The organism is Novosphingobium colocasiae (genome assembly GCF_014652555.1).
In the GTDB taxonomy this organism is placed as follows: Bacteria; Pseudomonadota; Alphaproteobacteria; order Sphingomonadales; family Sphingomonadaceae; genus Novosphingobium; species Novosphingobium colocasiae.
This window is the reverse complement of record NZ_BMZA01000002.1, coordinates 168,654-189,096: the sequence shown is the minus strand read 5'-3', so window position 1 is coordinate 189,096 and position 20,443 is coordinate 168,654. Positions and strand designations below refer to the sequence as shown.

Annotated in this window: 19 protein-coding genes; 13 read left to right on the top strand and 6 right to left on the bottom strand. The window is 64.7% G+C overall.

The window, feature by feature from the left end; genetic code table 11:
- The first annotated feature begins 46 nt into the window (after positions 1-46).
- The 13 genes from IE122_RS04720 to IE122_RS04660 all read left to right on the top strand — a co-directional run bounded on the left by IE122_RS04720 (position 47) and on the right by IE122_RS04660 (position 11,731).
- On the top strand, positions 47-844 hold the full coding sequence (locus tag IE122_RS04720; protein WP_189619955.1) for a 6-hydroxymethylpterin diphosphokinase MptE-like protein: 798 nt from the start codon (positions 47-49) through the stop codon (positions 842-844).
- Positions 841-1,812, top strand: coding sequence for a glycosyltransferase family 2 protein (locus IE122_RS04715; protein WP_189619954.1), 972 nt, complete (start codon positions 841-843; stop codon positions 1,810-1,812). Before IE122_RS04720 ends, IE122_RS04715 begins: the two co-directional genes overlap by 4 nt.
- Positions 1,809-2,501 carry an acylneuraminate cytidylyltransferase family protein gene (locus IE122_RS04710; protein ID WP_229813757.1) on the top strand — a complete coding sequence of 231 codons (693 nt, stop codon included), beginning with the start codon at positions 1,809-1,811 and terminating at the stop codon, positions 2,499-2,501. Before IE122_RS04715 ends, IE122_RS04710 begins: the two co-directional genes overlap by 4 nt.
- Entirely contained in the window at positions 2,501-3,445 is a 945-nt protein-coding gene (locus IE122_RS04705) for an NAD(P)-dependent oxidoreductase (RefSeq protein WP_229813755.1), read from the top strand. Before IE122_RS04710 ends, IE122_RS04705 begins: the two co-directional genes overlap by 1 nt.
- Positions 3,442-4,185: an SDR family NAD(P)-dependent oxidoreductase gene (locus IE122_RS04700; RefSeq protein ID WP_189619953.1), complete on the top strand. Its 744-nt coding sequence runs from the start codon at positions 3,442-3,444 to the stop codon at positions 4,183-4,185. The genes IE122_RS04705 and IE122_RS04700 overlap by 4 nt, the downstream gene beginning before the upstream one ends.
- Positions 4,182-4,793 (top strand): SMP-30/gluconolactonase/LRE family protein, encoded by a 612-nt coding sequence (locus IE122_RS18485; protein ID WP_189619952.1) that lies wholly within the window; start codon positions 4,182-4,184, stop codon positions 4,791-4,793. The genes IE122_RS04700 and IE122_RS18485 overlap by 4 nt, the downstream gene beginning before the upstream one ends.
- Positions 4,790-5,014, top strand: a complete 225-nt coding sequence (locus tag IE122_RS18480) for an SMP-30/gluconolactonase/LRE family protein (protein WP_189620228.1) — start codon at positions 4,790-4,792, stop codon at positions 5,012-5,014. The genes IE122_RS18485 and IE122_RS18480 overlap by 4 nt, the downstream gene beginning before the upstream one ends.
- An 80-nt stretch (positions 5,015-5,094) precedes the next feature.
- Positions 5,095-6,459, top strand: coding sequence for a lipopolysaccharide biosynthesis protein (locus IE122_RS04685; RefSeq protein WP_189619951.1), 1,365 nt, complete (start codon positions 5,095-5,097; stop codon positions 6,457-6,459).
- A gap of 24 nt (positions 6,460-6,483) precedes the next feature.
- On the top strand, positions 6,484-7,929 hold the full coding sequence (locus IE122_RS04680; protein ID WP_189619950.1) for an O-antigen ligase family protein: 1,446 nt from the start codon (positions 6,484-6,486) through the stop codon (positions 7,927-7,929).
- A 210-nt stretch (positions 7,930-8,139) separates the two neighbouring features.
- Positions 8,140-8,574, top strand: coding sequence for a glycosyltransferase family protein (locus IE122_RS04675; RefSeq protein WP_189619949.1), 435 nt, complete (start codon positions 8,140-8,142; stop codon positions 8,572-8,574).
- Positions 8,571-9,056 carry a glycosyltransferase gene (locus tag IE122_RS04670; RefSeq protein ID WP_189619948.1) on the top strand — a complete coding sequence of 162 codons (486 nt, stop codon included), beginning with the start codon at positions 8,571-8,573 and terminating at the stop codon, positions 9,054-9,056. The genes IE122_RS04675 and IE122_RS04670 overlap by 4 nt, the downstream gene beginning before the upstream one ends.
- A complete protein-coding gene (locus IE122_RS04665) occupies positions 9,057-10,625 on the top strand; it encodes an O-antigen ligase family protein (RefSeq protein WP_189619947.1) in 1,569 nt (522 codons plus the stop codon).
- A complete protein-coding gene (locus tag IE122_RS04660; protein WP_189619946.1) occupies positions 10,622-11,731 on the top strand; it encodes a glycosyltransferase in 1,110 nt (369 codons plus the stop codon). The genes IE122_RS04665 and IE122_RS04660 overlap by 4 nt, the downstream gene beginning before the upstream one ends.
- Before the next feature lie 7 nt (positions 11,732-11,738).
- Here the strand turns inward: IE122_RS04660 and IE122_RS04655 are convergent, their stop codons facing one another.
- From IE122_RS04655 to IE122_RS04630, 6 genes are all read right to left on the bottom strand, one after another.
- Positions 11,739-12,743 (bottom strand): glycosyltransferase family 2 protein, encoded by a 1,005-nt coding sequence (locus IE122_RS04655; protein WP_189619945.1) that lies wholly within the window; start codon positions 12,741-12,743, stop codon positions 11,739-11,741.
- The gene (locus tag IE122_RS04650; RefSeq protein WP_189619944.1) at positions 12,740-14,011 is read right to left on the bottom strand and encodes a hypothetical protein; all 1,272 of its coding nucleotides are present in this window, start codon (positions 14,009-14,011) and stop codon (positions 12,740-12,742) included. The genes IE122_RS04655 and IE122_RS04650 overlap by 4 nt, the downstream gene beginning before the upstream one ends.
- Before the next feature lie 31 nt (positions 14,012-14,042).
- Positions 14,043-16,181, bottom strand: a complete 2,139-nt coding sequence (locus tag IE122_RS04645) for a GumC family protein (RefSeq protein ID WP_189619943.1) — start codon at positions 16,179-16,181, stop codon at positions 14,043-14,045.
- A 28-nt stretch (positions 16,182-16,209) separates the two neighbouring features.
- On the bottom strand, positions 16,210-17,622 hold the full coding sequence (locus IE122_RS04640) for an outer membrane beta-barrel protein (protein WP_189619942.1): 1,413 nt from the start codon (positions 17,620-17,622) through the stop codon (positions 16,210-16,212).
- 19 nt (positions 17,623-17,641) lie between these two features.
- Entirely contained in the window at positions 17,642-18,199 is a 558-nt protein-coding gene (locus IE122_RS04635; RefSeq protein WP_268249002.1) for a polysaccharide biosynthesis/export family protein, read from the bottom strand.
- Positions 18,200-18,330: 131 nt separating this feature from the next.
- On the bottom strand, positions 18,331-20,376 hold the full coding sequence (locus IE122_RS04630; RefSeq protein WP_189619940.1) for an acyltransferase family protein: 2,046 nt from the start codon (positions 20,374-20,376) through the stop codon (positions 18,331-18,333).
- Positions 20,377-20,443 lie beyond the last annotated feature (67 nt).

The window sequence follows — 20,443 nt, the reverse complement described above, 5'->3', positions numbered from 1 at the left end:
TCTTCGTAGATTCACGGCGAAAGATACTGAAAAACCTCATCTACTGATGATGAACGAATTCCCGGCAAGCCGCATTCTCGATGCATTGAGACGTCGGATTGCGGATGTGCCGGATCGGCTGTGGTGGCTGTTCGGCAGCGGTGCCCGGCACAACCGCACGGCTTTGCGGGAGCTCAAGGACCGGCATCGCGGCGAGACCTGCGTCATCATCTGCAACGGGCCGTCGCTGAATCGGACCGATCTGAAATTGATCCGGGACTTACCGTCGATCGGCATGAACCGGTCCTACCTGATGTTCGAACAATGGGGATTCGTGCCCACTTATTTCGCGGTCACCGCCCAGCATGTGATCGAGCAGTTCGCAGAGGACATCCGGCAATTGCCGATGCCCAAGTTCGTGAACGCAAGCTACCGGTCACGCTTCGCAGGCGATCGGGATTGCTTCTACCTGCGCATCCCGCCGCGCGTGGTGCAGGCATTCGGGACAGACCTGGCGCAGCCGATCTCGTCCGGCGGGACAGTCACCTATGCCGCGTTGCAGGTGGCCTATCACCTGGGGTTCGCGACAGTCATCATCATCGGCATGGACCATCGCTTTGCCGCGCAGGGCACCCCGAATGCAACCGAGGTCCGGCAGTCCGAGGTCGATCGCGATCACATGCATCCCGATTATTTCCCCAAGGGCACCAAGTGGGAACTGCCCGATCTGCGCCGCTCCGAGATCGCCTATCGCTTCGCGCGGCAGGCTTACGAAGCTGCAGGCCGCCGGATCATCGATGCCACTGTGGACGGGGCCTGCACGGTGTTCGAGAAGATGGCGCTCAAGGACGCGCTCGACCGATGACTTCGACCATGGGCGGCGATCCCGATAGCGGGGCGATCGATGTCAGCATCGTCATCCGCACGTATAACGAGGCGCGCTGGCTGCCCGAGCTGCTGGCCGCCATCGACCGTCAGGCGATGCACGGCATGACCCGCGAAATCGTGGTGGTCGATTCCGGTTCGACGGACGGCACCGTGCAGATTGCGCAGGAGCATGGCTGCCGGATCGTCAGGATCGAGCAGCATCGCTTCTCGTTCGGCCGGTCGCTGAACACCGGATGCCATGCCGCCCGCGGCCGTTGGCTGGTGTTTATCAGCGGGCATTGCATCCCGACCGATGCCGACTGGCTGCACAACCTTGTCACGCCGCTGGCGCGCGGGGTTTGCGTCTATGCCTATGGCCGGCAGCAGGGCCATCCCGAATTGACGCGGTTTTCGGAAGGGCAATTGTTCCGCAAATACTACCCCGAAACCTCCGCCGTCCCGCAGGAGGGTTTCTTCTGCAACAACGCCAACGCGGCGCTGCTGCGATCGGTCTGGCGTCTCCATCCGTTCGACGAGGAATTGACGGGGTTGGAGGATATGGCGCTGGCCAAGAGGCTGCGCGACGCCGGCCATGCCACGGGGTACGTGGCGACGTCGGCGGTCTATCACATTCATCAGGAGCGCTGTCGGCAGATCAAGCGCCGGTTCGAGCGCGAGGCGGTGGCGCTCAAGAGCATCATGCCCGAAGTGCATGTCAGTTTCCCGGATTTCGTCCGCTATTTCGTTGCCGGGATCGTGTTTGACTGGTCCGCCGCGCTGGCCGAGCGCCGCCTGAGCCGGGCTTGGCTGGACATCTGCAAGTATCGGCTGATGCAGTTTTACGGCACCTATCGCGGCAACCACGAGCATCGCCATCTCTCCCGCCGGATGAAGGAGCAGTACTTCTTTCCCCAGAAGCGCCCCGCCGCCCGCGCGCTGGTGGCCGAACTGGAGGGCCCGCGTTGACCCGCACCGTCGCCCTGCTGCCGATGAAGGCGCACAGCGAGAGGGTGTCGGGCAAGAATTTCCGGCACCTTGGCGATCGGCCCCTGTTCCGCTGGATACTCGATACCCTGCTGGCGGTGCCGGCGATCGATGCGGTGGTCATCAATACCGATGCGCGCGATATGTTGGCCGGGCATGGCCTGAAAGACGGGTTCGCCGGGGGCCGGGTCATCATCCGCGATCGCCGGCCGGAGATTTGCGGCGATCTCGTCTCGATGAACCGTATTCTGGTCGACGATATCGCGGCGCTGGCGGCCGACACTTATCTGATGACCCACACCACCAACCCGTTCCTGTCGGCCGCATCGATCACTGCCGCGCTGGCGCAGTATCAGCGGGCGGTCGAGAGCGGCGAGGCGGATTCGCTGTTCACCGTCAACCGCATCCAGACGCGGTTCTACGCAGGCTGCGGCCGGCCGATCAATCACGACCCTAACAATCTGATCCGCACGCAGGACTTGGAACCGTGGTTCGAGGAGAATTCGAACCTCTACATTTTCAGCCGTAACAGCTTCGCCCGGACCAGTGCCCGGATCGGCCGGCACCCCATTCTGTTCGAAAGCCCGGCGCTGGAAGCCATCGATATCGATACGCCCGAGCAATGGTGCATTGCCGAAGCGCTGGCGCTCCATTGGCGGGGCGCGCGGTGATGCCCGAGGCGAAGGTCATCGTCACCTGCCCGCCGATGCTGGGCCTGATCGATGAGTTCAGGCCGCTGTTCGCCGAGCGCGGCGTCACCCTGTGCTGTGCGCCGGTGATCCAGACCATGAGCGAGCGTGAACTGATGGCAGTCCTGCCGGGGTTCGACGGCTGGATCATCGGTGACGACCCGGCGACGCGGCCGGTGCTGGCTGCCGGTGCGGCGGGGCGGCTGCGGGCGATCGTCAAGTGGGGGGTGGGCATCGACAACGTCGACTTTGCCGCTGCCGCAGAATTCGGCCTCGATGCAGTCAATACGCCGGGCGTGTTCGGGCGCGAGGTGGCCGATCTGGCGATGCATTATGTCACCGGCCTGGCGCGCGAGACCTACCACATTGACCGCGAGATCCGCCTGAACGGTGGCTGGCCCAAGCCGCCGGGCCTGTCGCTGGCGGACAAGGTGGTCGGCCTGATCGGTTTTGGCGACATCGGCCGAAACGTCGCGCGGCGGCTGCTGGCGGCTGATATGGCAGTCCGCGTCTATGATCCGGCTTACCGGGATACCGGCGATCTGCCAATCCTCGCCAACCCGGCATGGCCGAACGGTATCGAACAGTGCGATTTCCTCGTGTTCACCGCGCCGCTGAACCCATCGACCCGGCACATGTTCCGCCGCCCGGTCCTGCCCCGGGTCAAGCCCGGCGTGCGGATCGTCAATGTCGGTCGCGGGCCGGTGATCGAGGAGGCGGCGCTGGTCGCCGGGCTGCAGAGCGGGGCGATCCATTCGGTCGCGCTCGATGTGTTCGAGACCGAGCCGCTCGGCCCCGGCAATGCGCTGCGCCAGTACCCGCTGAATATCTTCGGGTCGCACAATGCCTCGAACACCCGCGATGCGGTTCGCCGCGTGTCGCACCTCGCGATCGAGCGGCTGTTCGGGTTTCTGGGCATCGCATGACGGACGGCGCTGTTCTCGTCACCGGCGCGCTGGGCGGCATCGGCAGGGCCATCTGCGCGCGCTTTCTGGCGGCAGGGTGGTTCGTCGTCGGCACCGACCTGCCGCCGGCCGCGCCGCCGCACGTCAGCGCCTATGTGCCGGCAGACTTGCGCGCGATTGCCCGCGAAGCGCCCGCGCGGGCGGCGTTTCACGATGCCGTCATCGGCGCGCTGGGTGCCGTGGGGCTCCAGATCCTCGTCAACAACGCCGCGATCCAGCGGCTGGCACCCACCGGCGCACTGGCGATCGATGACTGGCAGGCGACACAGGACATCAACGTCACCGCTCCGTTCGCGCTGACTCAGCTATTCCGCGAAAACCTGAGCGATGCGCAAGGCTGCGTGGTGAACATCGGGTCGGTCCATGCCCAGGCGACCAAGCGCGAATTCGTCGCATATGCCACCTCCAAGGCGGCGCTGCACGGCCTGACCCGCGCGCTGGCGGTGGACCTTGGGCCGGACATCCGTGCGGTCTGCCTCGCCCCCGCAGCTATCGCCACGCCGATGCTCGCTGACGGTTTCGCAGGGCACGAGGACAAGCTGGCAGCGCTCGGCGCAGCGCACCCGACGGGCCGGATCGGCCGGCCTGAGGACGTTGCCGATGCGGCGCTGTTCCTGTCGTCGCCAGCCGCCGCGTTCGCTTCGGGTTCGACCTTTTTTCTCGACGGCGGCATCCTGTCGCGGCTGCACGATCCGGCGTGAGCGCGCCCCGCATCTCGTGCGTCGACAGCGGGCAAGCACTGCTCGGAGAAGGCCCGTACTGGGACGCGGGACGCGGTGTACTGTGGTGGGTGGACATCCGGCGCGGCCGACTCAAGCGCCACATGCCCCAGGCGAACCGCAACGAAAGCTGGCCGATCGCGGACATGCTGACGTGCGCCATCCCGCTGCCCGGAGCAGCCACCCTGATCGCGGCCACGCGAAGGGAACTGGTGACGATCGCCCTTGGCGCGCCTCCCCAACTACAGCCTCCGATCGCGACGTTGTGCGAATTCCCCGGCAATATCCGCTTCAACGATGCCAAGCTCGATCCTGGTGGCCGCTTGTGGATCGGCACGATGGACGATGCGGAGCAGGATACTTGCGGTCGCTGGTTCCGCTACGATCCGGCCAGCGGCGCACGGACCGAAATAGCGGCCGGATTTGGCATTACCAACGGCCCCGCCTTCGATCCCGCCAACAACCACGTCTACCTGACCGATAGCGCGATCCGGCGGATATATCGGGGCACCTTCAGCCGGTCCACGGCTGCCGCGATATTGCCCCCTGGCGCGATTTCGAACCCGATCAGGGTTTCCCCGACGGAATGACGATCGCCCCCGACGGAACCTTGTGGGTCGCATTCTGGGACGGCGGATGCATCCGCCAGCTCGACCGGACGGGCCGGATCATCGCCGAGGTCGCGCTGCCGGTCCGCCGCCCCACCAGCATCGCCTTCGCCGACCCGACCCACGCGTTCGTGACCAGCGCCGCGACCGGCCTGTCCCGGAACGCGCTCGATGGCACGCTGTTGAGCGTTCGCTGGTGCTGATCGCGCCAAATCTGTCCCGCCGGCCCCCCGCCAAGGCGCTGCGCTCTCGCCCACGGTTTGTTCTGGAATCGCCTGCGCTGATGCTGGCCTTTTCGAACCTCGCCAGGGCGGGGAGCTGCGTCCTGCCGGTGCCCCTGCTGTACCGCGATCACGGCGCGCCCGGTGCGGCGTTCTGGCTGCTAGCGACGACGATGATCGGGATGCAGAACCTCCTCCTGCTCGGCGCGCCGCAAATCTTCATCCGCATGCTGGCGGTGGCGCAGGTTGGGGCGGGGCGGCAGCCATCGTCCAGCGCGGGCGCAGCGCCGTCGATGGCGGATATCCGGGCACTGATGCATCGGGTGTTCCTGGCCGCAACCGTGGCGATCACCGTGCTGATGGCGACGGCGGGCAGTCACTTCGTCGCCCCGGTGATCGCCGCGTCGGTCCGGCCGGACGATATGTGGGCAGCGTGGAGTGTGATTGTGGCGAGTGCGCCCCTGCGGACCGCGCTGCTGTGTCACCTGACCTATCTCAACGGCTGCGGTGTCCTCGCCCGGCCGCGCCTGATCGACGGCATTGGCTGGGCGCTGTCCGGCTTGCTGGCTATGATCGCGCTCCGGTTTTCCGGGTCGCTGCTGGTGATGGCGATCATCGCGCAAGTGCCGATCATGGCCGCGACCATTGCGAACGGATACCTTGCACGCCGTCATGGCTGGACGGGATGGCAAGAGCCGCGCACTGCGCGGCTTGGGCCAACGGCGCGAGTGATATGGCCGCCGACCTGGCGGGCCGGGCTGGGAGTGCTGCTGAGTACCGGCGTGCGGCAGGGCTCGGGCGTGCTTCTGGCGAAGTACGTGTCCGCCGGCACTCTGGCTGGATACCTCCTCGCGCTGAACGGCATCGCCGTGATCATGATGCTGAGCGCGGTGCCGGTCCAGTCCGCCCTCCATCGCATGGTTCAGGCCTTTGCGGCGGAGCGGACGCAAGCGCATGTCGCAATCGCCGCCATCGCCATGCGCCGCTCGCTTTGGGTCGCGGCGCTGTTGTGCGGCATCCTCGCGCTGGCAACGCCGCTGCTGGCACGCTGGCAACCGCATCACCCGTTCGTATCGCTGCCCGTGTGGAGCGTGATGGCGGCCGGGCTGTTCCTGCAACGCTATGGGGCAGTGCATCTGCAGCACTATTCGATCACCAACCACATCGTCTGGCACTGGCTCGACGGGGCGACCGGGCTGGTCAACCTGGCCCTGTGCCTGTGGTGGATACCCGGCCATGGCGCGCTGGGGGCGGCATGGGCGAATACGCTGAGCTTGCTGGTGTGCTATGCGTGGCTACCCACGGTGATGGCCGTCCGGCGCTTCGGCATGGAGTGGCCGGCGTGCGACTTGGACGCAGCCGTAAGGCCCGCAGCGGGCCTCGCCATGCTGATCGGTGCAGCCTTTCTGCTGCAGCGGATGGTGTAGAGCGTGGAACTGCACCCGTCCGGGTTGTGTATTACCCGCGGATCCGCGCTGCTGGGCATCGGGTTTTTCGTGATCCTGACAGTGCCGTCACTCCTGATTCTCGATTTCCCGAAGATCGCCATGGTGCCGCTGCTGTTCTTCATCCCGACCATCATCTTTGCCCGGTTCTGGCTGGGTGCGATGTGGAAGCAGCCGCTGGGCCTCAACATAAGCTGGGGGAGGCTGGCGCTGTTTGTCGCCAACTTCGCAATCCTGTGTTTGGCTGCTGTCTATTCGTACAACCACGGCCTGCGTCCGGTGCGTGAGCCGGTGCTCAACACCTTCGGCTTCAACATCCTCGCGGCGATCTCCGCGCTCGCTTTCTGCCTTGCCGCATCGGGTGAACCAAGGCCGGTGAGCGCGCTGATGAGCGGGCTGCTCCTTGCTGCGCTCGCCATCTGCAGTCTCGATCTGGCGCTCCACCTCGGCGGATACGTCAACCCGGGCAGCGCCTGGCAACCACAGACGAAGACGCCGGGGCTGTTCTTCACGCTCCTCGGCTTCAAGGCCCATCGGGTGATGATGCCGCTGTCCTCCGCCTTCCAGAACGGGGCGGTGGTGCCGACCCTGCTGTGCGTCATCGCGATGGGGGCCGGCGGGCGCTGGGTGTGGCTGCGCGGAGCAGCCTTCGGCCTTGGCCTGCTGCTGCTGCTCCTGCTCGACACCCGCATGTTCATCCTCGCCATCGCCATCGCATTCCTTTCGAGGGTCCTCAGCCGCATCCCATGGGCGCTGGCGGCGACCGCCTTGGCCTTGCCGTGGCTGGAGGTCGCGGTGGTCGTCTACGCCGATCTGTTCCCGTCCGTCGCAGAGATCGCCGGTGGACGGTCCACCGCCTATGGCCTGTTCAGCGGCCGCCAGTTCATCTGGGAAAAGTGCTGGGATTATCTCGCCTGGACAAAGTCGGGCCCGCTGCTGTTGGGAAACGGGCTGTTCGGGCAGGCCAACACCGGGATTTCCCGCCAGTATGCCGCCATGTTCGCCTATTGGCCGGCCGAAGACCGCAGCGCGATTTCGGTGCACAATGCGTTTCTGCAAATGCTGCTCGATGTCGGGATCGTCGGCCTCGCCGCATTCGGGTTGATGCTGTTCTTCGCGGTCAGCCGCGCCGAAACGCTGGCGCGGCGCGGCGGGCCCGATGCTCCCGGCTGGCGCATCGTCAGCCTGGTCCTGCTGACCTTTGCGTCGATCGCGGGAACCGAAATGGTGCTGGGGGTATACATGAAGGAATCGATCGCGATCACCTCGTGCCTGTTCCTCGCCACGGCGCTGTTCGGTGGTCGCCGTGCGCCCCGGCGCAATCAGGTCACGATCATCGTGCGCTTCCGCGACTGGCGCACTAACTCGGAAAAAGCGGGAACACTTGGCCAAAGTACCGGCCGGAAAAGAACCGGCCTGCCCACCGCGCATCTCATTTCGGGGCGGCGCTGAAATGGTTGATGAAGGTTGATATTGCGTTTGCGAAGGTTGGGTGTGCGGGCTAAGTGTATCGGGAGAATGCCTGATCGGGCTTGGCGGTTGATGTGGGCTGATCGGGGCGGGCGTTGCGGAGCGGCTTGGTTTGATATCGCGTGTTGCGCGGACTAGTGTTTGGAGGCTCGCCTGTCGGGGACCACATTGATAAGCGGGGGCATGCGGGTGATGGCGGTCGCTTCGGGGGGCGGACACTGGGACGAACTCATGCTGCTGCACCCGGCCTACGCGGGGTGCGACGTGACTTATGTGACGACGTTCAAGGGCATGGCGGATCGTGACGGGATCGATGCGGCGCTGCTGCTGCCCGATGCCAACCGCGATAATCCGGGCGATGCCTGGCGCTGCCTGGTCGCCTCGGTCAAGCTGATCCGGCGGCACCGGCCCGAAGTCCTCATCACCACCGGGGCGCTGCCCGGGCTGTTCTGCCTGATCGTCGCGCGGCTGCTGGGGGCGCGCACGATCTGGATCGATTCCATCGCCAATTACGAGGTGCCCTCGCTCAGCGGGCGGATCGCGCTGCCGTTCGCGTCGCTGTGGCTGACCCAGTGGCCGCATCTCGCTAAAGGGCGCAAGCGCAAGTATTGCGGCGCGCTGCTATGATCCTCTTGACGGTCGGCACCCAGCTTCCGTTCGATCGCCTGGTCCGGCTGATGGACGAGATCGCCCCGTCGCTCGCCGATCCGGTGATCGCCCAGATCGGCCGCGGCAGCTATCTGCCGCGCAACATGACCTGGCACCGGGTGATCGAGCCGGTCGAGTTCGAGCGCTATGTCGCCGACGCCCGCTTCATCGTCTCGCACGCCGGCATCGGCTCGCTGCTCACCGCCGAGCGGCACAGCAAGCCGATCATCCTGTTCCCGCGCACCTGCTACCTCGGCGAGCACCGCAACGAACACCAGATGGCCACCGTCACCATGATCTCCGGCCGCCCCGGCCTCGCCGTCGCCAACGACGAGACCCAGTTGCGCCACGCCGTCCTCAATCCCCCCGCCAGCCAGACACCCCAGCCCAGCATCACCAGCCGCGAGCAAATCTGCAACGCCATCAGCGCGTTTCTCGATACAGCGCGCAGGAGTTCGTAGATGTCCTCGCCCGCAACGCCCGCTTCGCCCGTTGACCAGCCTGCCAGCGTAATCGAATCTCCGTCGCCGTCGGAATCCGACGTGGTGGGAGGCGGCCAGGATGCTGCCGGAGCCACTGCTCCGTCGTCTGACGAGGGCAGCCGACGACGCCGGCGACGGCCGAAAACCCCCGACCTGGCCGTAAGACCGCTCTGGCTGATCGTCGCATTCGCCGCTCTGGTCGGGCTGTCGCTGCTCGGCCCGTTCATGACTTACTCGTCGACCGACGGCACTGGCGGGCAGTTGTCCCGACAGATCGGCTATCTCACCATCGCCGGACTCACTGTCTGGGCGGTGCACGGGGTTCAGGTCCGCAGCCGACTTTTCGTCATGCCCTGGCCCTTCATTTTCGCGCTGGGCTGGTGCTGGCTGAGCATGACCTGGGCGATCGAGCCCTTGATCGCGATACGCCGCGTCCTGCTGCTTACGATGGTCACCTGGTTGATCTTCATTATGGTGCGCCAGATCGGCTACCGGACGAGCCTGCTGATCCTGCGCGTGCTGCTGACCGTGCTGCTCGCCGCCAACTGGATCACAGTGCTGAGCGACCCTACCATGGGTATCCACCAGATCAACGAGTCCGGCGACGAAGGGTTGGTCGGCGACTGGCGCGGCATGATGGAGCACAAGAATATCGCCGGGATGACCTGTGCGCTGACGGTGCTGCTGTTCACGTTCGACCCCAGGCGCATGCCGATCGTCATCCGGTTCGCCGTGCTCGCGGCAGCCGGTGCGTTTCTGTGGTTGACCCAGTCCCGCACATCGATTGCCGGCTGCGCTGCCGCACTGGTCGCCGGGGGGCTTTTCTCGTTCTATTCCTATCGCTGGCGACCGGCGATCATTACACTGGTTATCGTGCTCGGGGGGATCGGCGCGATCGTGCAGAACGTCATTTCCGATCCCTTCATGCGCGTTACGGTGGACGATCCCACAACCCTGAGCGGCCGCACGATAATCTGGGAGGCCCTATGGGCCTATTACCGCAACGCCCCTTACTTCGGCGCGGGATACGGATCGTTCTGGGATATCGGCCGGGCCAGCCCGATCAATCAGTTCGGACGTGGCTGGCTGCTGGAAATTGCCCAAGGGCACAACGGCTACCTCGACCTGTTGATCACGATCGGGCCGGTCGGCCTGGGCCTGTGCGTCTATGCCGCGTTCGTCTGGCCGATACTGCGGCTGCTCAACTGGCGTCGCGGCGACAAGCAGGTCGGGGCCTTGCTGTTGTCGACGCTGGTATTCCTGATCGCCCACAACGCCACTGAAAGCACGCTGTTCGATCGCGATTCGATCGGTCAGGTCTTCGTCGTCCTGGCTGCGGCAATGGTGTTTCTGGTCACCCGGCCGGGCGGCCGCGTTCCGTCCGGCAATGTCGATCTCCTGGCCTGGGCGACCCGTGACGAGGACGAGCCGCAGCCTGTCAGCACCGCCCGTTCCGGTAGTCGAGGACAATCGCGCCGTCGCTCTGGCGGTGGATCGTCGTCAGGGCGATCATCCCGTTCCTCTGGCGGACAGCCGCGCAGCCGATGACCCCGCCGGCGGCGCAAGCCGGCCAACGCGCCGATTCGCCCGGCGACGCACCGGTTCGCCTGTGCATCATCGGTGGCTCGCCCAGCCATCCGGGCGGGTTAGAGGCCTATTGCGAACGTGCGCTGCAGGCGTTCCGCTGCCACGCTCCCAAGGCCGAAGTCGCCCTGTTTCCGACCGAGGCCGCCTATGTCAACGATCGCGGCCTGGCGCGGATGATCCGCTGCGCCAAGGCGCTGGTGGCACGCCGCGGCGATTTCGATCTGGCCTGGGTCCATGTCAGTTGCTTGGCCGAGGCCTTGTTCGTGCCCCTCGCCCGGGCGCTGGGGTGGACCGTCCTCGTCACCCCCCATTTCGGTGCCACCAGTCGATTGGAAACGCGCGGATGGGTTCGCCGGCTGCGGCTGGCGATCATGGGGCGGGCGCACGGTCTGGGCCTGCTGTTCGCGGGGCAGGACGGCGAGATCAGCCTGCCTTCGGATCTTCCGCGCCATGTGATCGGGACGTTCCTGCCCGCGCAGGCCTTCGCCACGCCGCCCGCGCCCGCGACCGATGCGCCGCTGCGTCTGATCCACGCCGCGCGTTTTTCCGCCGCCAAAGGGTCACTGCTGATGCTCGACCTGTGCGCGAAGTTGAAGCGCGCCGGAATTCCGTTTGCCGCCCGTCTCATCGGTCGAGGCGATACGGAAGTGGTGGAGGAAATCGCGCGGAAAATCGCCGAGGCCAAGATGGCAGATCAGGTCATCCTCATCGACTGGCTGGATGCGGACGGCATCGCCCAGGCTCTGCGTGAGGCTGACGTGCTGGTGCATCTGTCGGCGATCGACAGTTTTCCGCTGATCGTGCTGGAAGCGCTGGCGGCTGATACGCTGCCGATCGTGCGCCCCATGGCCGGAAGCCTGTCCATGGTCCGGACGTGTGGCGGCCACGCCACGGGCGACGATCAACCCGCTGCCGACGCTTACGCCTGGCTTGCCGGAAAGGACCTGCACCAGCTTCGACGCGAGGGCCGGGAAGCCGGTGAGCGGGCCCGTGCCGCCTACGGCTGGTCGCGAATTGTGGACGCAGCGCTCGACGCAATGCATGCGGCTGTGCTGCGCTTGCGCTGAGAGCTACTCAGCCCTCGTGAAGCACGGTGAAGGCGAGCTGTTTGCCTTGTAAGCTGGACCGCCGGGGATGTTCCACAAAGCTGCGCAACGTCGCGATAGCCGCGAGATTCCACACGAGGAAAGAGTAGAGGCCCAGTTTGAGGCTGCGCCGCCGAAACCCCAGAAATGCTGCAGGTATTACCACCAGTAAAGCAACAGCCAGCCAGGCCCCTGCTATCGCACCGGCGAGCAACAGCATCCACCATCCCGTGACGGTCGCGACTGCGCGCACCTGCCGCAAGTGCGCGAGGGTATAGCGCCAGTGTGGTTTGCCCAGTGCCGCACGCAGCAGGGTGCCCGCGCCGCCCATCTGCCCGGAGGTAAACCGGTACCACATCAGTGAAAGGCCATCGATGCGATGCCCGCTGTGCAGCACCGCATCGACGTCGATACGCGCCATCTTCCACCCCGCCACGCCAAGGCGGGCGGCAAGTTCGAACTCCTCGAAGGACCGCAGTGCCGGATCGGCGAAATAGCCGAGGTGTTCGATCGCCGCAGCACGGTACAACCCACCACCGTCAAGGCGATCGACCGGCCCTTCGCGCCGATGCGCATCGCGCGCCAGCGACGCTTCGCGGATCAGGAACTCGGCATTTTCAAGGTAACGATCCTTCACGTTGCCGCCGACACCGGCAAAATCCGGGTGCGCCTGGAGCCAGGCCAGCGCCTGCGGCAGGAACCCCGGGATCAGGGTCATATCGCCATCCATCAGATAGAAGAATTCGGTCCGCACGCCCTGATAGGCCAGTTGCGCACCGGCCCCGCACGATCGCTCGTCCGGTTTGGCGAGCGACAGGACCCGGATCGGATAGCGTGACGCGATTTGTGCGGTGCCGTCGGTCGATGCGCAATCGGCAAGCACCACCTCGCCGCCGCCCAACTCGGCGATCGCTGCCAGCGCACTTTCGATCGCAGCGGCGATGTTGTCCGCTTCGTTATAGGCCTTGATCGCGATGGTCACGGCCACGGTCATGTCTCGGCTCGGGTCATCAGGCCGCGATAGCGGATCAGGATCAGGGCACCAGCCACAATCTGGCCGAGCGTGATCGCGGCCAAGGTCCAGCTCGGACTGGCATAGTGAAGCAGGATGACCGTCCCGGCGATGCTCACCGGCATGGCGATGACAGTCGGCCAGGCGAGTTCCCGGAAGGCGCCCAGCGCCTGCATTTCGGTGGAAGCGGGCAGATAGGCGCAGCGGGCCAGTAGTACCGCCAGCCACCCCCAGGCGGCGATGGTGAATGCCGCCGGCTCGTAGCCCCGCTCCAGCAGCAGGTCGGGGAACCAGACCAGGACCGCTGCCGTCAATCCGGCACTCGCCAGCCAGACGATTGCGGCGGCGGCAATGAACAGCCCGCGACTGCCCGCCAGATCGCCCCCCAGAGCATGCAGCCGGCCAAGGCGCGCGCGTTCGAATTCGCCCAGGGCGATCAACGCGACATTGCCGGGGCGGGTCAGCACGGCGCTGGCGGCGATTGCTCCGTAACCGCCCGGCCCCAGGGCAAGCGTCACGAGATAGCTGTGCGCATTGGCGGTGGCCTCGGTCGAGATCACCCCGAGCAGTGACCACCGGCTGTATTGCCCCCAGATGGACCGGTAGCGCGCCAGCATGCCCATCTTTACGCCAAGGCCAGAAGCGGAACGGCCCAGCGCGGAAAACTGCCCGGCAAGCGGGATGATGCCGAGCGCATGCGCCAGGGACAGGCTTGCGAATGCAAGCAGCAGCGCCTGCGCCGTCGGGGCGACCAGAAGCAGTGCTATCCCGCCCAGCAGGATCAGGCAGAACAGCGCATCGGACAGCGCCACGCCGCGCTGATCGCTGCGGCTGTATTGCGAAATGCGCCCGAACTGCCGCAAGCATCCGAGCACCACGACCAGTGCGAAGACAGGCGCAGTCCGGCCATCCGCGCCAACCAGCATCGCTGCACCCATCGCCACGCCAGCCGCCGGTATCACGAAAACCAGTTGCAGACCGCTAAGCGCGACCCAGGCATCCTGTCCGTCCGGCTCAGGTTCCCGCTGTAGTGAGGCAACCGGGGCGGCAAACAGGGCCGCCGCCACCGCCATGATGAACTGGGCGAGCAACAGCAGGAACGTAAACTGTCCGAACCCCGCTGCCGGGAGCCTGGCGACCAGCACCAGGCTGAGGAGAAACTGGGCACCCGAGCTACCCGCATTGCCCACCAAGGCGACGGCGTAACGGCTCAGGTCCGCGAAGGACCTGCTCCGCCTAGGTATCGGCATCCGACGGGTCCGCCGGGTTCACGCCTGCTGGTCAACCGTTCGAGGTGCTCGACTGGTTGTAGTAATTGGAATAGCGATCGAGGTAATACCCGGCCACCAGCATGTCCGAGTTCTGTTCGACCGCGTTGACGAGCGCACCCGAAGGTTCCTTGCCAATGGCGCGCAGGGCTTCGACCGCAGCGCGCGCCGCCGGCATCGGCGTGGAGTTCCACTTGATGACGAAGATGAGCTGGTCGGCCAGACCGGCAAGGAAGCGGCCGTCAGCCAGACCGACGATCGGCGGAAGATCGATCACGACCTGATCATAGTTGGCTCGCGCGTAAGCGATCAGCTTGGCCATGCGCTCGCCATCAAACAGGTTGGTGGCGTTGAAGTACGGCACCCGCACCATGATAGTGTGGAAATTGTCGACATCGGTCGGCGTGATGATGTCGCTGATCTGCGCTTCGCCCGAGAGATATTCGACGAGACCGTTCGCGCCGGCGGCGGTGCCCATCGCGCCCGACAGCGATGCGCGCCGCACGTCGCAGTCGATCAGGATCGTGCGCCGGCCGCTGCTGGCGATCGACTGGGCGAACGCCAGCGAACAGGTGGTCTTGCCTTCGCCCGGTAGCGACGAAGTGAAGGCGATGACCGGGGAGTCGCTCGGCCACCCCCCTGCCCCGAACAGCGCCGTGCGGGCGATGCGGAACGATTCCGAGTAGAACGACGTCGGGTTCTCGCGAACCTGGAGCGCCGGCCGGCTCGACGTTTCGAACGGCACGGCGGCCAGCATCGGCAGCCCGAGCTTGTCCTCGACATCGTCGGTGGAGCGGATCACCGCAGCCAGCATTTCCTGCGCCGCGATCGTTCCGCCACCGGCAAGAATGCCGACGATGAGAGCGAACGCCAGGAACAGCGGCCGGTTCGGCGCGCTCGGTTCCTGCGGCGGAATGGCCTGGTTGACCACGGTTGCCGAGGACATCGAGTTCTGCGAGGACTGCAGGCTTTCCTGAGCCTCTTGCGACAACTGCTTGTAAAGCTCGCGCTTGGAATCGGCGTCCCTGTCCAAGGTGTTCGCAACTACGCTGGCGCGTGCCTGGTCCGTGCGAATTCCTTCGATCTGATTGAGCGCAGACCGCAGGCTCTGTGCCCGCGCTTCTGAAGCAGCAGCCGCAGAACCCAGCGCCGAAATGATCCGGGAGCTTTCTGCCGAAATCTGTTTTTCAATTTCTGCTGCGCTGGTCGCATACTGCTTCGTCATGGGGTGCAACGGCCCATAAAGCGCCGCTTGCTGGTCGCGCTGCTGGTTCAATTGTGCCAGTTGAGCCCGCAATTGCGCAACCACCGACGATGCCAGCACCCCGGTTACCGCACCTGACCCGGAGCGGCGCGACTGCGAAAGGGCAGCCTGATATTCGGCGCGCGATGCTGCCGCATCCGATTCTGCTTGCGCGAGGCTGGCGGCCAGAGACGGTACTTGCTGGTCGACAATTGTTCCGGTGTAACCGTTTTCGACGGTACCGACCGTCAACCCATGCTGGGCCTTGAACGAAGCTGATGCGTTGTCCGCCGCAGCAATTTCCGAGCTCAATTTGTTGAGCTGCTCCTGATACCACTTGGCCTGTTCAGTCGCCACGCTGGTGCGCGACCCCACGGCCCCCTTGATGTAATTGTTCGCAAACGAGTTAGAGATCATCGCCGCCTTGACTGGATCGCCATCCGAGTAGTCAACGTCGAGGACATAAGTCTGCTGTTCACGGTAAACCGCTAGTTCATGCAGCAGCAGAGTCGCGATCGCGGTTCGGACATCTTCGTCGTTATTGACCAGCGTCGCCGCCGTTGCCTTCTTGTAAAGTTCGGGGTCTTTTACGAGGTTCAGTTCCTCGACCACTTGCTTAGCCAGCGCCATCGAATAGAACGAAGAGACTTCTGTATCGATCGCCTCGTCCGACAGCGTCGTGCGCCCGCTGGGGTCCTTGTTCGCGACCGGATCGCGCGTTGGATCGATGCGAACCTGCGTCTGCGCGGTGTACGTCGGTTTGATCAGCATGATGCCCGCCGCCAGCACGATGAAGGTGGCAGCAGCGACGATGCCGAACATTTTCCATCGTCTTTTCAGGACATCCCGCACGCGAACGTAGAGTTCGGCAAGCGTGGCTTCGTTTTGCTGTGTGGCTACGATTTCCATGGTGCTATGCTCTTCGTGCGGGTGAATGTTAGATACGATAAGTCAAAGTGAGGCCGCCCGTCAGTTCTTTGATGCCGGGGCGGTTAACGCTTTGTGGGTAGGTGCGGCTTGTATACGAAACTCTGCCGGCAATCACGAAGCGTCGGGAAGCGAGATAATCGCCGCGAAAACCGATGCTGAGGAACTTGCTCGGATCACTGCCGATTAGTCCCTTCTGCCAGACAATTCGCGAATCCGCGCCAAGCTTGAAGTTCCGGAGTAGCGCATGGTCAACGCCAATCTGCACATATTTGTCGCGGGTCGCTGCCGTTGAAATAAGTTGCGTGTCGGCTATGCGGTTGCCGATCTCACCTTTGATCGTGGTCAACGCCGAAAGGAATACTTCGACCCGCGCCTGGGCCGAAAGCCCGCTAACTGGGCCGAAGGCCGGGCTGGCGTGAGTCCGACGGGAGTACGCCACGGCCACCGTGGCACGGCCCAGTCCGGGAATGGTCTTGCGCGCGCCGACAATCAATCGCACGCCCTCGCTGTTTTGCGTGGAGCCGCTGACGCTAACTGTGCTGCCGAAATCCGTCTTGACGTAGTTAAACCGGGAAAACACCATAAATGACGGTGCGAAACTGTATTCGCCCTGGACCGATGCCTGATAAATATCATGATCGCGATAGGTCCGGCTTGCAGCCGGTAGCAGGCCTTTGGCGAGGAAGTTGACGTGGTATCGCTCACCCTGAACCAGCAGGCGGCCGGCACCGAATGTTCTGGTCGCGCCGATGGCCTGATGATCATACACCATTGATACGATCGCACCCGTGGTCGTCACGTCACTGCTGGTAAGCGTGTTAAACACAACCCGGTTCAGGTCGGCATCGAGACTGATCTGGTCGGCATCGGTTACGTCAATATCACCGGACGCCTTGAGCGACCATTCGTCTTCCTTGCGATCCTTGTGGCCGACGTAGAAATCGATGCGCCGGTAGGCGTCCAGAGCGAGCGAGTGGCGCGCCCATTCCGACTGCGCTTTCACGTCCGCTTCGATGGTCTCAAAGGCCGCCGCCGTGCCTTTCGCCGTGGCATAGGCATTGCTGGTGATGCTCTGGCCGACGCTGGCCGTCGGTGAAACCCTGAAGCTGCCGGCGCGGATGCCCAACGCCGCCCAATCACCGTCCCCCTGTTCTGGAACACTGCGCTCCTGATAGGGAACCATGTAATCCGGAACTTTGGGATTGATAAGAATGTTCGATGTAACCTGTGCCAGCGCCGCCCCCTGAGGAAGGCAAACAGCGCCTAGCCCGAAGAATGCGCAAAGCACCCCCCGGCCGACGGCAACGCGCAGGGCGGGGCCGTCGGCCGAACCACCGCGCAAGCAAGCAGAAAGCAACGCTAAGACACCCTGCCCGTGCAGCATTTCGCCGGGCATTCGGGTCCATTCAGGATCGCGCACGGAACGCAATGTCACGCTATCAGAAATACCGCTCGACCACGCGAACGGTATCGCCAGGCAGGATGTGCAGGGCCGGCGTCACTTCATAGGCCTTTTCATCCGTGCCGCCTTCAGCGCGGATGAAGACGTAGGACTTCTTCGCGCGCGGGGTGAAGCCGCCGCCGTTGGCGATGAGCGATGCCGCCGTCATGTCGGGCGCATAGTCGTAAGCACCCGGTTTGAGCACTTCGCCGAGAACATAGACCGGACGGTAGCGATCGATTTCGATCGCGACGCTGGGCGAATTCAGGTAACCGGCGGCGAACCGGCGGGTTGCTTCGGCCTGCACGTCTCCGGTGGAGCGGCCGGCGGCGGCGATGGCACCGATCAGCGGCAGCACGACCATGCCGTCCGGCCCGACCTTGTAGACGTTATTGATGACCTGATCGCCATAGACGATGACGCGAAGCTGATCTCCGGTGCCCAATGCATAAGGTGCCTGGACGCTTGGTGCTTCGTATCGGGGCCCCGACGTAATCAGGTCACTGGCTGGAACGGTTGCGCAGCCTGCGGTCGCAAGGAATGCGCCCAACAACATCAACGAGCGGTTCAATTTCACGAACTTAGTCCCCGCACCCTAGGTGGTTTCACCCGCTCATGACATGCTGCGCGGCCATCCGCAACCCTCATTCGCAAACGCAGCATGACCCCGAATGGGTCAACTTCAAATCATTCCGCAGGGAAATTGGAGAAACGCGCCGATTTCAGCAGGGGCCCCAGAGCAATCACGCTTCCGGCCCGGGTAAGATGTTCGGTATCGCGCGTAATCAGGGTTTCATTCTTGTAACCGAGACAATAATCCGCCGGGCACAGTTGGGTGATCTGATCGTAAATCAGCAGGTTGTTGTAACGCTGGTGAAGACGCGAAAACACCGCATCCACCGGTTCGCGCATGGCCCGCGCCTCCGCTTCCGGCATGCCGCACCTGCTCACGACGGACTGGCCACGCCACAGCGCCAGGGCCACGCAGTCGCGCACATTGGCGGCATAGCGCGGCGGTTCGCGCAGCATGGTCACGGCCACACCCCTGTCCAGCAACTGTCCCGCCATGCGATCGAGCGAGCGCGCCATCACATCGAGCGAGGACCGGACGTTGCGGGCACGGTGGTCTGCGTCCATCAGGAACCGTGCGGTCGGATCGAACGTGCCCTTCCTGGCCGGCAACCCGTAGAGATTGGACCAGCGGCCGGCGATGATCACGCTGTCGATGTCGGGGCGCCGCAGCAGTTCCTGAAAAACCGCGCGGTTGAACTGGCCGCAGCGCGCGTCAAGGCGGCCCTTGCCGAAGTACTGGTCCACCCCCGCCAGCGGCGTGCAGCCGGTGGCGACGACCGAAATGACCGGTCGGCCCGGCCGGTCGAGCGCGCCTTCTATGGTGTTGACATGCTGGCCGGCAAAGGAATCGCCCCACAGGACGATCTTGCGTCCGGGCAGACGATCGGCGGCGGCAAAGCACGATCGCGCGGGATCATCCGGCAAGGCATCCGTCAGAACGCAGCCATGGCGCGAAACGTAAGGCTCGCGCGCCAGCGCGTCGACGCGCGCGGCGGCGGGCGGCAGTCTGGCCGGAAAGCCCTGTCCCGCCAGTACCGCCACCGCCGCGATGGCCGCTGCCGCCAGTCCGCCGGCTCCCAGCAGTAGCACATGCCGCTCACTCCCTGCGGCATGCGGCACTGCCGAAACGCGGAACGGGCGTTCGATATAGCGCCACGATAGCGTCGCCAGAGCGAGCATCAGGAGCACGAGTGCGAGTGCCCAACCGGGCGAGGGATCACTGCGGGTGGCGAACCAGTAGAACGACAGCACCGGCCAGTGCCACAGGTACAGCGAGTAGGAGATCAGCCCGAGAAAGACCGGAATGCGCCGCGACAGCAGCATCGCGGCGAACGAAGGGTAGCGCTCGTCGCGATAGAGGATCAGCACAGCCCCCAGGCACGGGGCCAGCGCCGACAGGCCGGGGAAACGCGAGGCTTCGGTCAGCAGCAGGATCGGCACGACCATCAGCGCCAGCGCCAGGCCACCGACCGCATGGGCGGCCCAGGGCCCGGGCAGCCGCGGCCAGCGCACGCTGGCCAGCAGCGAGCCGAGCAGCAGTTCCCAGGCCCGGAACGGTGCCATGTAGAACACGGTCTTGGCCGAATAGCTCAGCATCACTTCGCTGGCCGCAAGGCTCAGCACGATGGCGACCACGATCAACCGGGGCAGCCATGCCGTGGACAGGCCGGTCCGGCGCTGCAACCCGAAAAAGCCCATCATCACGATCGGCCAGATCAGGTAATACTGCTCTTCCACCGCCAGCGACCACATATGCAGCAGCGGATGGCTGATTGCCGATCCGGAGAAATAGCCGGTCTCGCTCCACGAATGGATATTGGCGACGAACAGCGATGTCGCCAGCGCGCTGCGACCAAGAGCGAGGTATTCGCTCGGCAACAACAGGAACGCGCCGACGACGAGCGCGGCGAGGACGACGGCGAGATAGGCCGGCACGATGCGGCGGATGCGCCGGACGTAGAAACGGGCGATCGAAATCCCGTCGCCCGCAGCATCCTTGAGCAACCCGCTGGTGATCAGGAAGCCGGAAATCACGAAGAAGATATCGACCCCGACGAAGCCGCCGGAAAACACCTGGAACCCGGCGTGGTACAGCACCACGGAGCCGATCGCGATCGAGCGCAGGCCGTCGATGTCTCTTCGATATCCGGCGATTGCCATGCTTTACCCCGCTCTTTCGGCCCCTACCTGCCCGCAACCGGCGACTACGGATCGATCGTCGGCGATA